This window comes from Vibrio sp. 1727 (assembly GCF_033344415.1).
Lineage (GTDB): Bacteria > Pseudomonadota > Gammaproteobacteria > Enterobacterales > Vibrionaceae > Vibrio > Vibrio alginolyticus.
Window position 1 is genome coordinate 314,182 of the sequence record NZ_JAWPOT010000003.1, and the last position, 14,418, is coordinate 328,599.

The 14,418-nt window shown below is 44.9% G+C and carries 13 protein-coding genes; 5 read left to right on the plus strand and 8 right to left on the minus strand.

The genetic code is table 11. The features are described from left to right. The first annotated feature begins 64 nt into the window (after positions 1 to 64). The 3 genes from R8O10_RS05780 (at position 65) to R8O10_RS05790 (ending at position 1,460) form a co-directional block, all read left to right on the plus strand. Complete coding sequence (locus tag R8O10_RS05780; protein WP_025637937.1) at positions 65 to 379, plus strand: hypothetical protein; 315 nt, start codon at positions 65 to 67, stop codon at positions 377 to 379. A 47-nt stretch (positions 380 to 426) separates the two neighbouring features. Further along, entirely contained in the window at positions 427 to 1,113 is a 687-nt protein-coding gene (locus R8O10_RS05785; RefSeq protein WP_213867539.1) for a helix-turn-helix transcriptional regulator, read from the plus strand. A 164-nt stretch (positions 1,114 to 1,277) separates the two neighbouring features. Then, positions 1,278 to 1,460, plus strand: a complete 183-nt coding sequence (locus R8O10_RS05790; protein ID WP_005393690.1) for a hypothetical protein — start codon at positions 1,278 to 1,280, stop codon at positions 1,458 to 1,460. Positions 1,461 to 1,530: 70 nt separating this feature from the next. On the opposite strand, the gene R8O10_RS05795 is transcribed toward R8O10_RS05790, so the two are convergent. The 5 genes from R8O10_RS05795 to R8O10_RS05815 form a co-directional block, all read right to left on the minus strand. Beyond that, positions 1,531 to 5,649 (minus strand): M66 family metalloprotease, encoded by a 4,119-nt coding sequence (locus tag R8O10_RS05795; RefSeq protein ID WP_318191194.1) that lies wholly within the window; start codon positions 5,647 to 5,649, stop codon positions 1,531 to 1,533. A gap of 31 nt (positions 5,650 to 5,680) precedes the next feature. Continuing rightward, a complete protein-coding gene (locus R8O10_RS05800) occupies positions 5,681 to 6,550 on the minus strand; it encodes a hypothetical protein (protein ID WP_213893587.1) in 870 nt (289 codons plus the stop codon). 1,035 nt (positions 6,551 to 7,585) lie between these two features. After that, the gene (locus R8O10_RS05805; protein ID WP_318191195.1) at positions 7,586 to 7,816 is read right to left on the minus strand and encodes a hypothetical protein; all 231 of its coding nucleotides are present in this window, start codon (positions 7,814 to 7,816) and stop codon (positions 7,586 to 7,588) included. Positions 7,817 to 7,903: 87 nt separating this feature from the next. After that, complete coding sequence (locus R8O10_RS05810; RefSeq protein ID WP_017819734.1) at positions 7,904 to 8,458, minus strand: sugar O-acetyltransferase; 555 nt, start codon at positions 8,456 to 8,458, stop codon at positions 7,904 to 7,906. A 129-nt stretch (positions 8,459 to 8,587) separates the two neighbouring features. Further along, positions 8,588 to 8,986 (minus strand): OsmC family protein, encoded by a 399-nt coding sequence (locus R8O10_RS05815; protein WP_005374132.1) that lies wholly within the window; start codon positions 8,984 to 8,986, stop codon positions 8,588 to 8,590. 202 nt (positions 8,987 to 9,188) lie between these two features. Here R8O10_RS05815 and msrB point away from each other — a divergent pair, with 202 nt between their 5' ends. Both msrB and R8O10_RS05825 read left to right on the plus strand, forming a co-directional pair. Next, positions 9,189 to 10,331, plus strand: a complete 1,143-nt coding sequence (msrB, locus tag R8O10_RS05820; protein ID WP_318191196.1) for a peptide-methionine (R)-S-oxide reductase MsrB — start codon at positions 9,189 to 9,191, stop codon at positions 10,329 to 10,331. A gap of 44 nt (positions 10,332 to 10,375) precedes the next feature. Continuing rightward, a complete protein-coding gene (locus tag R8O10_RS05825) occupies positions 10,376 to 10,522 on the plus strand; it encodes a DUF2256 domain-containing protein (protein WP_005374142.1) in 147 nt (48 codons plus the stop codon). A 61-nt stretch (positions 10,523 to 10,583) separates the two neighbouring features. Here R8O10_RS05825 and R8O10_RS05830 read toward each other — a convergent pair whose 3' ends face one another. From R8O10_RS05830 to R8O10_RS05840, 3 genes are read right to left on the minus strand one after another with little or no spacing between them, the layout of a single operon-like run. Then, positions 10,584 to 11,291, minus strand: a complete 708-nt coding sequence (locus R8O10_RS05830; RefSeq protein ID WP_318191197.1) for an SDR family oxidoreductase — start codon at positions 11,289 to 11,291, stop codon at positions 10,584 to 10,586. After that, positions 11,291 to 12,835: a cryptochrome/photolyase family protein gene (locus R8O10_RS05835; protein ID WP_318191198.1), complete on the minus strand. Its 1,545-nt coding sequence runs from the start codon at positions 12,833 to 12,835 to the stop codon at positions 11,291 to 11,293. Before R8O10_RS05835 ends, R8O10_RS05830 begins: the two co-directional genes overlap by 1 nt. Continuing rightward, complete coding sequence (locus R8O10_RS05840; protein WP_318191199.1) at positions 12,835 to 14,187, minus strand: DASH family cryptochrome; 1,353 nt, start codon at positions 14,185 to 14,187, stop codon at positions 12,835 to 12,837. The genes R8O10_RS05835 and R8O10_RS05840 overlap by 1 nt, the downstream gene beginning before the upstream one ends. Between the last annotated feature and the right edge of the window lie 231 nt (positions 14,188 to 14,418).

Below are 14,418 nucleotides of genomic sequence, written 5' to 3' on the forward strand. Positions count from 1 at the left end.
CCATCCGCGTAACCTTATTTGGAACTCAACAGGCAATCCGCCAAAACCAATAAGGAATCACAATATGGAAACCGTTATCGAAACTGTGCAATTTCGTCTAACCGCAGGCACAACAGAGCAAGACGTGATCGCCGCTGCCAAACAGTCACAAACGTTTGTGAAGAATCTGCCGGGCTTTTTGTATCGCTCACTCAGTCACGAAGCGACTGACGGTGTGTGGACAGACATCATTTACTGGCGTTCAATGGACGATGCAAAACAGGCGGGAAAACAGATTAAGCAAGCCGTTGAATTTCAGCCTCTGTTATCAATGATTGACTGCGAAAGCTTCGAGCTTAAACATCACAACTTAAAAATGTGCAGTGAGCTAGAGAAGTAATCAGCCACACTACCACTAACAACCAGTAGGTCTAGATAAGGAACATCATGAGCAAATCAGAACGACTGTTTGAGCTACTGACGCTTCTGCGCGCAAAGCGTTACGCCGTGACAGCGAAAGAGCTCGCAGAAAGAATGGAAGTTAGCGAACGTACGATTTATCGCGATATTCAGTCGTTGCTTAGTTCTGGTGTTCCGATTCAAGGTGAAGCAGGTGTTGGCTACCTGTTGCAAGCTGGCTCTCATCTGCCGCCTTTGATGTTCTCAGAAAAAGAGATGATGGCGCTTGAACTGGGTATGCGGATGGTTCGAGCCTGGTCGGATGTTGAACTCGCCGAAGCGTCTCACTCTGCGTCCACCAAAATACTTTCGGTATTGCCCGATAAGCTCAAACAACAAGTGGAAGATTGTCCGCTGATTGTGCCCGATTATCACACCCAATCCGAGACTGCCAAACGAGGGCAGCTTCTGCGCCACGCGATTGATCATCAGTTTAAGGTCAGTTTGGATTACCAAGATGAAAGCGGACAAGTGACCGAAAGAAAAATCCAACCGTTAGGCCAGTTCTTTTGGGGCAAAGTCTGGACGCTGGTCGCCTGGTGCGAATTGCGCGATGGCTACCGCCAGTTCCGCCTCGACCGTATCCAAGCACTGCGTATGCACGATGAAGAGTTTCAGAGTGCGGAAACCAAATCTCTCAAACATTATATTGCGCAGTATGAATCGAAAGATTGAGTATTTTTCATCCCTCCATCACAAGGATTCCAAATTGCTCTGCTCAATGCGAGATATTTGGAAAGGCACATTTAGTTAAACTAATGTTTCATTTTTAACAGATGCGCAACCAACCTAAGATCGTTAACTTAAGTAGCACGTCAACCACACCGGAGCGTGAAGCTATGAAAGTACTGATTCAATACACCCAAGCAGGGAAATATCGAGATCAAGCGTGGGAGTCTTTAACTCTTCGATCTAAAGGTGATATGCAGGCAGTTACCCCTTCTTATGCTGCCCAACTTATCGAACAAAGCAAAGCGACACTTGTGATGACAGAAGACGGACAGATCATCTTTCACTCCTAAATTCCATCAATCCTATGACGAAAAAGGCCTGCATTGCTGCAGGCCTTTGTATGAGTGAATTAAGAGTTATTTACTGGAAACTCACTGCCGTTGGTAGGCGATCAAGCATCTTGTAGTAATCACCAGCTACAGCGCCAATATCACCACGCAAATACGCTTGAATCATATTGAGATCTTTCAGCCAAAGTTCTTTGTCAGCATCTGAAGACGCCATGTACCCTGCGTACACATTGTCGACCGCGAACATCATGTCTTCGGCGTGATCGTTGTAAATCAAAAGCATCGCATCAGTGTAAGCTTCGAACGCTTTCAGCTCATCGTGCGCTTTACCACCTTTGTAGCTCAATGTGCCCGAAGTTGCATCGATGACCAAATCACCCGAAGTCACATTCGCTGTCGTAAAGTTGATGAAAGACTGGCTGAACGACAGCACACCTGCCGCGATATCCGCATCAATGGTTCGCTTCATTGCGTTGACCATTGGCGCATCCAGCAGCAATACAGGATCGTGGAACGCTGGGACAATCGCTGTTCGGAATGGCCCCCAAGCGCTATCGATGCTCTCTGCAACCTTGTTTAGTGTTGCATGCTCATAGCTATCTAGGTACGTTTTTAGATCGTAACCTTTGGACGTCACCAGTTGATTTGCGTAGTCGTAAGCCAGCTTGTTTGCTTTTGTTGCCACAAACTTCTCGCCGTCGATAACAAACTCAACCTTGTCACCCGCGATAATACCGTAGCGGTCTTGTTGCTTCGTAAACGTATCAAACTGAGATTGACCACGAGTCTTCACTGTGTAGTCGTAAGACTTCATTTGGCGCACACCCATTCTCAAGATGACATCGCCAACACGTCCGCGACCTTCTGCGCCAATATCAAGGAACCTTGCAATACCACGAGGCATTGGTGGTAGGGACTCCATTTGCTCAGTGATGTGTAGGTTCACGGTAACACCTTTTAGATTGGTGTATTCCTTACCGTCTTTACCCACCAATTTAACTGGCGTATTTAACGCATCATTTGCCACGATGTTGCCCATGATGTCTTCGTATTCAGCTTGCACCCCAGGGATATCAAGCAGCGATGCAAAGCTCACCTCATCGGTAAAACGGTTCGAGAATCGACGTGCTAAGAAGTGGCTCGCAAGCGCTTTGTCTGGCCAGTTACCCAACACAGACACCGCATTTGACCAAGGGTAATCCGGGTCAAAGCTACCAATTGAGTTTAGGAAGCGTCCATTCGCAGTTTCCGCAACAGCTATATAGCCCTCATCTGAATCTTCGATAAAGCGTGCTGCCAAATCATCAAAACAGCTGGCTGTTGAAAGATCGTAATCAGCCGGAATTTGGTGTGAGTTGTTGTCTAACAGTTGACCAAAAGAAATCACTTTTTGGTTGCCTGCCGCATTTTCTATCACACATTGATGCTCTGGTGTGCGCAAGATATCAAGGAAGAACGCCGCGGATTTTTTCGCCCCATTCGCATAATCACAGAACCATGAGTTATCGGCTTTGCCTTCGCTACAGTATTGAGGGTTTGAAGCAAGGCGCAATAAGAAATCACCCGGCTTATCCGTTGACGAAGTGTAACCTAAATTGGTGTACAGGTTATCGATGCGCTCAAGATCTTCCATCTTGTCACGGATAGCGCTCATTTCCATGTAACGGCGCACTAAGTAACCAGGATAATCGGACGAGAATAATCCTGTGGTCCCATATAACTCCAAGTTGCGTCGATCATAGCTATCGAGATAGTTCTGCCACTCGTAAGAAACAATTTCTTCTAGGTTTGTACCTTCGTCAAAACGGTTACAGTCGCTGTTTAGAGAAACGTTCCCATCGGTACAGAAATCGTAAGACTTACGCTCAATTTCATTCACTTTATCTAGGTAGTAAAGTGCGCCATAACGAGTTTTCGCATTCAGTTCAGGATCATCAGACAACGCAGCGATATCGAATCGGCTAAAGTCACAGTTGTAGAGTGATTTGCCTTTCTCGTCCCCCGTTAGCGCCTTCACTTCAGAACACACCATCAGCGATGTGTTGTCTGGATTGTTGCCAAACTTGTATGCAAAGCTTTGTTGGTAGGCTTGCTGATCAGCGAGGTAACGAGCATATGCCGCTTTGTCTTCATCGCTCGCACTGTCTGCCGGTTTCGCAACAGGTGTAGGAGCTGAACCTGAAGAATCTTGAATCGTCTCGACTTTACGGCCGTAGCCGAACTTAAACGCCGCAATGTCGTACAGACCCCAAGTTGGCGTTTCATCCAACATGCTTGGTGCGTAGTCCATTGTCGAACTGTAAGCAGGAATGTTGTTCAAGCCGAGTTGATGCGCTTGCTCTAGCGTGTAGTAGTTCGCTTTGTCATTTGAGCCTTTAAAGTTATGGCGCAGACCCATGTTATGACCAAGCTCGTGAACAAGCGTATTGCTGTAAGTCGCAACCGTAATCGCATCTGCGGCTTTCACTTGCAACTCTTTTGGCAGGTATTTCCAACGCTTAAGCTGACGTGATACTTCGTTACCTGCGTCATCAAGTTTGATCTCAAAGTAACGCTCGTCATCCAACTTCAAGTTGTCCAACATGGCCTTGTTGGTTGAAGAAACCCACGACGCTTCGATTGGATAGACGTTGTTCTCTGCCCAGAAAGACAAACGGTTCTCTTCAGCTTCAACCACCTTTTCAAACTCCATGTCATCATTGAAGTTTTTCATTAGCTGAGTTGGGCTCTTCGTCGCTGCTTTTCCAGAAACGATGTCTTCTTTTGAAACGAGCGGCGCATGAATGTTTTCATCCGATTTCAGGCTCGCCATCGCCGCCATTGTAGAAAGCGCTTCAATTCTATCCGCAACTTCTGTTTTCACAGATTCGCTGCTGGTTGGCAATGGATCTAAGCCATCTAAGTCCAGTTGATTACGATTATAGAAACGCGCCAAGTTATCCCAATAGAAAGGCACACCCGTTCTTGCAACGCCTGCGTATTGGTTCACGTGGCCTTTGATGATTTCCCCCGTCATCGGGTTAGAAACCGACGGGCCATAGCCAAGCAGACCGTTAGCTAAAGGCTCGTCAATCAGGTTAATCACGTTGTAACGCAGATCTCCTGGGTGAATACCAGCCGCTTTGGTTTTGTTCACAATCTCGATTTCAGGCTTGCCTGCATCCGCCCCAAATACATTCAGCGCTTGGTTCATCTTGTCGATCGATTGCAGCGTTGCATCCAAGAACAACTTGTTCTTCTCTTCAAAGAAATTGTCGCTCAAGTAATATTTGATAGAGCCTTGATCTGGGTTGAAACGATTGAGGTAAACCACATCACGGTCGTATTTATTCGTGACTGGGTTAAGCTTTTTCGTCGACGTGGTGAAGAAACCAATGTCGTTCTCATCACCCACTGGGTACAAGATCGGTTGGTAACCTTCGGTTGCCACTTCACTTTCGTGCACTAACGAGTAGTAGAAACGAGATTTAAACGCGCCATCTACAAGCGCTTCATCCAAGCTCGCTTTCGTTGCAAAGTTGATGTAGTCGGAAATATTATCTAAATCGATACGGAACGTGCGCTCTAGTTCGAAATTGAGAAGACCGTTTTTAGGGTCAAAGTCCCACGAGATCAATCGTGGTGCGCCAATTTCATCAATGCCCTCGGTAATGCCATACAGATCTTCCATATTGAATTCTGCAATTTCGAGATCTTCAGGACGAGGAGTGAAGTGGGTTTTCCTCTTGTAGTTTAGGCTTGCGTCTTCATTGGTTTCTTCTTTGTTGGTGCAATCACCATGCGCGTCTTCTTGACAGCGATACGCCGCAAAGTCACCCGGAATCGTCAGCACTTGCGCGAAGTTAACGCCGTCGTCGTCTGCGACAAATTTCTCTTCACCGCAGTAGTTATTAGCATCTTTGCTTAGATGCGCGTCTGGGTAGTTTTTATCGTAACTGCGAACTTCCAGACCTTCTTTGGTAAAACAAAGCTCAACGTAACGAGGTGAGCCTTGCAAGAATGGGAATTGGTTCAGAGCAAAGCGTGGCGCGGCACCAGTCGTCGGAACGTAAAACCAACGACCGTCTTTAAGGTCTTTTACTGCGACTTCTTTTGCATCTCTTTCGACATAGTCATACGCCTGATCATCTGCGCCACAGCCTGCAAGTGCGGCCGTTATTGCTGACACCAGAGTCAATTTTTTAAACATTATTTGGATATCCTTAATTGTTGTTATTTTCCTAGAAGGAGTAAGTCACTGTCGCGATGTAAGATGCTTTCTCTTGGTCCAACAAATCGATGTTGCCCAAGGTGCCTCGCTCTGCATCGTGATAGAAACCCGTTGATGACGCCGCGAGTAGCAATGACCAGCTTTCATCAAACTCGTATGTGCCGTACAACGCCCCCTCATACTGCCAACTGCTTCTGCGCGTACCTTGATAGCTGATGCTGTTACCACCTAACGCCGTGATCCCCACTGCGAACGATTCCCACGACTTTTCCGCAACAGCAAACAACGAGTAAGTCCACTCAGTCAGCGAGCGTCCCCCCATGGTTTTGTATTCGTGGAAATTTTTTCTCAGTCTTGGCGAAACCGAAAAATCGACGCTCCAAGCTGAAAAAGAGATCGGCACATCTAAACGAACCGCGGTGTGCAGTTCATCTTTATGAGATGTTTCTGAAGTTGGAATGGTGAGCTGACCCGCAACGCCGATTTTCCCTGTATCTCCAAAGCGATATAGGTTCGTGTATTGCAAGCCCAACACCGAATCTGTCGCGTAGGTGCCGACTTCATCTTCTAGGGCACGATAGCCCCCCGTAGAAAAATAGGCTTTTGTGTCGCTCGAAAAGGAATAAACGAGATCGCCTCCCCACGAGAAATTGCGGACAGAACGGTAGTCGTCTTTATCGTAAATGTTTGTATCGTAAGATAGGTAAACGGCCCCACTAAACTTACAAACAATACAGGACGTATCTCCTTCATTTTGTGTAGATTCAGGCGTGCTAGTGCTATCAATTACACTCGTTTCCACCGCGAATGATGGCGCTGAAAACAGCGTACCCAACAACATTGCAAGCGGCGTCATCATCCACTTTGTTGTGTGCTGCATGTTTTGAAACTTCCATGAGAATTAAGTTCATTAGAATAAACTTAAAGACAAACAGATTATTGGGATGAAATTCCATAAAAATTCAGATAATCAACCCCAATAAACCTATCAACCATAAAATTACTCTTATGGTTAAATCCTTATTTAACTTTTTAATACTATTTATCTGAGTATTGTCGCGTTCTACTTTGCTTAAAAACGTACTTTAAAATGACTTTTTATAAATAAAGCCACACACCACAACATTAAAGAAGCAGCAAAGCAACGTCATTAAAACAAAAGTTAAAAGACAATTATTATCAACAACTTAAAACCAACAAAAACAGTTAAAATGAATGAGTCAAAATGTATAAGTTAAAATACAATAAAAATACAAGAACATCATTCCGTTTAATTTTAGTCGTTATTGTATTGAGAGAGTTTAATTTTCAATTTCTAAAATTGGTGGGATACACATAAGAGAAATCATCAAAACCATCCGTTGTTAATAATGAATTTCGCATTTAAAACAAAAGATAGAAACAAGATCAAATTCATGTTTTCTAATATATCCATTCAACCTTTCACAAGTTTGAATAGAAAATCAAACCTTTAGTCAATCTAAAAACAACAAAACATTCACCAAATGAATACACAAAAGATAAATCAAAACTAAATAGCACATACGGTCAGCATATTTGTGAATTACTATTCATTAATTATTTTTTTATAAATTAAACGTTAATGTGACCAATTTCACACAATTGCGCTACATACAACATAAAGCAAACGAAATTTAAGTATTTACTGACCCAAAACGTGTCGATAGAACAGAGTTTAAACATCGAGCTGAAACACGTATTTCCCACCAAAATTTATTATATATAGCAGTGAGTTATCTGTATCCAAGCGGTTAAAATGCGTACTAATGTGACTCATTTTTGAGAGAGGAACACAAGAAGAGCAAAAGCACTAAAAGAGGATGATGCGATTTGAATAACCAGTGCTTCAAACCGCACTTATGAACTTATGCAGAGAAAGAAGGACTATCAGTTACTATTGAATGGTTTTATGACCACAGTTTTCGCAGATCAAATGACGTTCAAATTCATCCATAGAGGCAAGGAAGGCGCCGAATACTACACTTTTGAGAAAGCCAGCGATGAACTCTTTCTTTTTGCGATTTTTATCACCTTCAAAGCCACTTTTTTTTCTAACTAACACCACGACATGATGCGTTTCTACCACACATGTAGGGCACATGAGGACTTCTGTCTTGTTCGACATCTTAGGCTCCTTGATGAATTATCCCTTTCTGCTGGCATGATTCTCTTACGCCTGTAAAGCGAGTCATCATGCCATCACTATCGATTCTTACTCTTCTTCGTTGAGACGGCGAATCAACTTAGCTGGCGTGCCTCCGTATAGACAATCTGGCGGCACATCATGGTTGACTACCGAGTTCGCCGCAATAACCGAACGAGCACCAATCGTCACACCTTGGTTAATGACGGAGTTACCGCCAATCCACACATCATCTTCAATCGTGATGGGTTTACAAAACGTTTCCCAACGTCGGCGACTGCGGTAATCAACAGAATGAGAAGCGGTATAGAATTGCACGCTCGGTCCAATGAGCACGTGGTTCCCGATGGTAATTTTGGCACCATCGAGCATGACCACGTTCATGTTGATAAAGGTTTCTTCACCTATTTCGATGGTCTTACCAAATTCACAATGAAAAGGGGACTGGACAATACAACGGCCTACCTTGCCAAATAGCTGCTTTTGCAATTCGTCGCGCTGACTTTCGTCGGTGTTATTATTAAGCGCTCTAAGTGCTTGAAGAGCATGGCTTCTAATGGCGTCAATTTCTTTGTCCATGCCATCAAAGACCTGGCCAGACATCATTTTTTCTAGTTCTGTCACTGGAAGACTCCTACAACCTGCAATTACTGCTTTCAGATTCTTCACAAGGTACGTGAACTGCGAAATAAAAAAAGAGAAAAGCCCGGACTTTTCTCTTTCCTGTTTTTATATTTTGTGGAGTCTGTCAACTTACACAATTTCCCAACTGTGGGTCATCTCAACACCTTCGCCTAGCATTAAGCAAACCGAGCAGTATTTTTCTAGCGAGTCAGCCGCCACTTTTGCTACGACTTCTGGGTCAAGCTCGTCACCTGACACTTCAAAGTGGATATTCACTTGCGTAAAGATACGCGGTGCGGTTTCACGACGCTCTGTGGTTAGCTTGGCATTAACTGACGAAACCTTTTGGCCTGCTGTTTTCAAACCATCAACAACATCGACAGAGCTACAGCCACCAGCAGCCATTAGTACCATTTCCATTGGGCTTGGTGCGGTTGCACCACCATTGCCATCCATCACTACGGAGTGGCCCGACTGAGATTGCCCAAGGAATTTAAAATCTTCTATCCATTTAACTTCAGCTTGCATGATTTACCTCATTTAGCATCGCTTATTCAAGGCATCGTTGCCCTTACTAGCGGTGTGTTTCTTGTCGATACTTTAGCTCTATCGCATAAAAGGGCAACGGAATTTTCAACATTACTGTAATTTTTTCGCTCGGTTACCTTTCTCTATACGTAACACTTTTTATTTAAGTAACACTTTCTACAAAAATAACGATGAGGTAGCTATGAAGAATATGTCTAAGTTATTGGCCGGTTTCTCCTTCGCACTTCCAGTCTTGTTTCTACTATTGAGTAAAACAGGTACCGCCGATACGATCGATAAGCTGAAGGCTTCAGAGAATACAAGAATCGCAACGCTAGCTGGCGGTTGTTTCTGGTGTACAGAATCGGATTTAGAGCAACTGCCCGGCGTAATCGATGTTGTATCAGGTTATTCAGGTGGTCATATTGAAAACCCGACTTACCGCCAAGTCTCTTCTGGTAAATCTGGTCATATTGAAGTGATTGAGGTGAAGTACGATCCCGCTGTCGTGAACTACGAACAAGTGCTGGACTACTTCTTCCGCCATATCGACCCGACTGACGACAAAGGCTCATTCGTCGACCGTGGTCCCCAATACCGCCCGGCGATCTTCTATCATAATGCGGAGCAAAAGCAGATTGCTGAGCAGTTTATGATGGAAATCGACAAGGCGATGATCTATCCAAAACCGTTGAAAACAGAGCTTATCGAGTTTGAAAAGTTTTACCCTGCGGAGTCGTACCATCAGGATTACTACAAGAAGAGTAGCCTGAAGTACAAATACTACCGCTACGCATCAGGTCGCGATAAGTACCTCGACGAAGTGTTTGGTGAAGATCGTAAAGACAACCCAAAAACACTTCGTGAACTTATCAACGAAAAAGAGTTGGTGACGAAAGTAAAGGTATACGAGAAACCTTCGGACAAAGAAATCAAAGCTAAATTGACTGAGCTTCAATACTACGTGACACAAGAAGAAGGTACAGAGCGTCCTTTTAACAACAAGTATTGGGATAACAATGAAGCAGGCATTTACGTTGATATCGTCACTGGTGAGCCTTTGTTCTCATCAACGGATAAGTACAAATCTGGCACAGGTTGGCCAAGCTTTACGAGACCCATTAACCCAGGCTACATCGTAGAGAAAACCGACTTTAAATTGGTTTATCCACGCACAGAGATCCGCAGTAAGTTTGGTGATTCGCATATTGGCCATGTATTTAAAGATGGCCCTAAGCCAACGGGATTACGTTACTGCATGAACTCAGCCGCAATGGAGTTTGTACCAGTGAACAAGATGGCGAGTTTAGGCTACGGCGATTACCTGTACCTATTTGATAAGTAGCTAGACCACTGTTTTAACCAAATTAGGAGTGAACATTCAGCGCAATGAAAGGTTTTAAATCCAACCTTCCCATGAAAGTCTGTCCGGTCTGTCAGCGCCCATTTTCTTGGAGAAAGAAGTGGGCGCGAAATTGGGAGGAAATCGTTTATTGTTCTGAGCGTTGCCGAAGAAATAAATCAACGAAAACGTAGGTCACTCCGACCCTCTCTGGAAAACGCTATTTCCTTTGCATCAGCGTTTGTACGCGTTCTCTTACCAAGGTAATAACGTCCCATCATAAGCCCAAAACGCCCCGCTATCTTGCGGGGTCGCTTTTTCTATCAAGCTTAATAGATCCTTAGCAACTCGCTCTGGCGTGAACAACTTTCCTTCTGGCACATTGGTTTGAAAAGGTGCCGACAAAACTGTATCTGTGGTGCCTGGGTGAAGTGACAGCACAGTGCCGTGTTTGACCATTCTTTGCCATTCGATCGACATGGTTTTAAGGAACATGTTTAATGCGGCTTTCGATGCTCGATAGCTGTACCAACCACCTAACTGATTATCGCTAATGCTGCCAACTTTGGCCGAAATGGTCGCAAACTTAGGTGCAGTACTGCGTTTTAGTTTGGGCGTGAAGTATTTCGCCAACAATAAACTTGGCAAAGTATTAACCGTGATGGTTTGCTGAAAAAAGTCAGCGTCGAGCGAATTAAGATTCTTCTCAGGGCCTTTCTCTTGGGTGTGCAACATACCAACGCAGTTCACTAACCAATCGACGTGTTCAATCTGCTCACTGAACGCTTTTACCTGCTCGTCTTGCGATACATCCACTTGATGCCAAACGACATTTGGATGTTGCCAATCTGGTTGCTGCTTACGATAAGTGGCATGCACGTGCGCTTGAGGGAACCGAGCTGCGGCTTCTTGAACCATCGCCAAACCAATTCCACCATTGCCACCGACGATGAGTATTTCCATCACAAGTTCTCCACGTTTTCTATGTAGTGCTCTGCGGTATCAAGTATCGCTTGGCGCTGCTGTTCTTCCATGTTGTCCCAAGAGCGGAAAATCATCCCGATTCGTGGGTTGGTTGCGAGACGCTTGTCGTGCTTGTTCATAAAGCGCCAATAAAGACTGTTAAACGGACACGATCTTTCCCCGCTCCTCGCCTTATTGTCGTAATGGCAACCCTTGCAGTAATCGCTCATTTTGTTGATGTAAGAACCACTCGCCGCATAAGGTTTGGTACCAACAATGCCGCCATCCGCAAACAATGCCATGCCACGAGTGTTCGGCATTTCGACCCATTCAATCGCATCAACATAGATACCGAGATACCACTCATCCACTTGGTCTGGATCTATCTCGGTTAGCAAACAAAAGTTACCGGTGACCATCAAACGTTGGATGTGGTGTGCGTAGGCATAATCGAGAGACTGCCCAATCGCATTGCGCATACATGCCATTTTGGTTTCGCCATTCCAAAAGAAGTCTGGCAGCTTTCTGTCTGCGCCCAACTCGTTCTTTTTCGGGTAATGAGGCATATTCGCCCAGTAGACGCCTCGGATGTATTCTCGCCATCCCAAGATTTGGCGAATAAACCCTTCGACTTGAGAAATGTCGATATCTGCGTTGGAGTGAAACGCCTTGAGTGAAGCATCAATGACTTCTCTCGGGTGCAGCAATTTGCTGTTGAGCGAGAATGAAATTCGGCTGTGATACAAGCTCCACTTAGCATCGTGCTGGCCTGTCATGGCATCTTGAAAACGTCCGAATAACGGCAGACAGACTTGGCAGAAATGCGCGAGTAAAGACAAGCTTTGCGCGCGATTAATCGGCCACAACAAGTCCCCTTCGAGATTTCCGATGGTTTTGATGCCATGTTTTGCCAACCGCTCAACAATGCCACGCACGTCGGTACTGAACATCAAAGGTTGTGGCAGTTGTTCAATGTCTTTGGCTTTGAGCTTATTACGGTTATTGGCATCGTAATTCCATTTTCCGCCGACGGGTTTTCCGTCTTGCATCAAGATGTCGAAGCGCTTGCGCATGCGGCGATAAAAGTGCTCCATCATAATGTGTTTGCCTTGAGGAAACTGCGATTCTATTTCTTCAAACGGCAACAAAAAGTGTTCCGAATCGACACAACGCGTCACGACCCCATCAAGCTTTAGTTTGGCTAACTGCTCTAGTAAACGGTATTCATCCGGGCGTTGATATTCAAACTTACTTGCACCAACTTCGCTCACGTAGTGTTGCAAGACTTGCTCAAGATCGTCGAAGGATTGTGTGTCATCCAGTGTGAGGTGCAGAACTTGATGACCTTCGCTCTGACGCTCTTGCGCAAACTGTTCCATTGCAGAAAAAAACGCACACACTTTCTGAATATGGTGCGTGACGTAAGTATTCTCTTGCTTGAGCTCTGCAATCAAATAAAGCACTTGCTCATCCGGTTGCTGAAACCAAGAGTGCTCACTGTTAAGTTGATCGCCCAAGATCAATCGTACGGTTTCAAATTGCATTACGGTTTCTCCGGTGACGAAGCTTTGTCACTGCTGCCCATCACAATCGGCCAATCGACCATGTCTACACTATCCAAATGCGCGCCAGCACAACGACCTTGCCACCTATCGATGAACTCCATGTGCGGATCGTACATTTCGGTTTGCTTTTCGAGGTTGAATTGTCGTGAACCACGCGGATCAGCACCAACGCCTGCTAGGTATTGCCAATTTCCCCAGTTTGATGCCACATCGTAATCAACCAGTTGTGACTCAAAGTACGCCGCGCCATAACGCCAATCGAGGCCAAGCTCATGCACTAAACAACTGGCAACTAACTGTCTGCCACGATTCGACATATAACCGGTTTCATTAAGCTGATGCATACACGCGTTCACGATAGGAAATGGCGTTTCACCTTTCTTCCATTGTTGGAAGCGATGCGCGTAAAAGCTGGTGAGTGGTGCTTGATTTTGGATGCCACCGAATCGGAAGAGCTGTCGCTTGTATCGACGTGCATACCAATAAAAGTATTCACGCCAAAGCAGTTCGAAGTAAATCCAATAGGTTGAATCATTTGCACCATTCTCCGCTTCATAACGTTTCAACATGGCATAAATAGTTTTCGGAGAAACGCACCCATGAGCTAGCCAAGGAGAGAACTTGGTGGAGTAATCCATGCCATCTAAACCATTGCGTGTTTGTTTGTATTCACTGGCTAGTGTGGAAGCAAAATACTGGCGACAATGTTCAAGCCCGCGGCTTTCTCCACCATGAAACGCAGCTTTTGTGTCAAAGTAATATGCAGTAACGGAAGGAAGATTCACACCTAAAGGAATTGGAGGTAACGAACGGATACTCTCGTGGGGCCGAGAGATGTCTAAACCTTCAACTTGCTTTCTAAACTGCGTGAAAGTCGTAGGCAGATTGCTCAAGTCAAATGGCAGTTGTCCTTCCCTTAACAGGGTCCGGATTGCTTGCTGTTTTATTTTTACATGAGACGCGCCTTCAACTGCGCGATCTAACGCTTGTTGCTCATCCGAACCGGGAAAGGCGTCAGCATATATATGTGTGACGCCGAAGCGATTAACAGCATACTTGATTGCTTGATCGGGCGTCAGTTCAACCGCCCATAATCGCTGACCAAGGTGATTCAAAGATTGATTGAGTTCACTACGCGATAAGTCGAGAAACTGCAATTTCGCACGCCCGAAAGAGGCTTCCTGCGCAAAGTGATGCAAGTAAGGCGTCATTGAAGGGTAGCAATACAAGCAAATTAACTCGTCCATTTCTACACTGGCGCTTTTCAACAGTGGGTTGTCGTGCAATCGCAAGTCGTTCGTGAACCAATAAAGTCCTATTTTCTTTTTCAATTCGCACCCTCAGATGTTAATTCTTCGTCTACGAGTTCTTTTCACGGAGACCCTGACGTTAAGCCTTTTGATTTACTTGCTTTTATACGAAAACGAGAGTTTGACGATCATTAGGTTACTAACGTTTACACGGAATCCATTTGCTGGATATCTCAAAACACGCAATACCACCAAATGCCTGTACATGTTTCATACTGATATTTTATAAAATTCGAATCCAACGGTATTGAT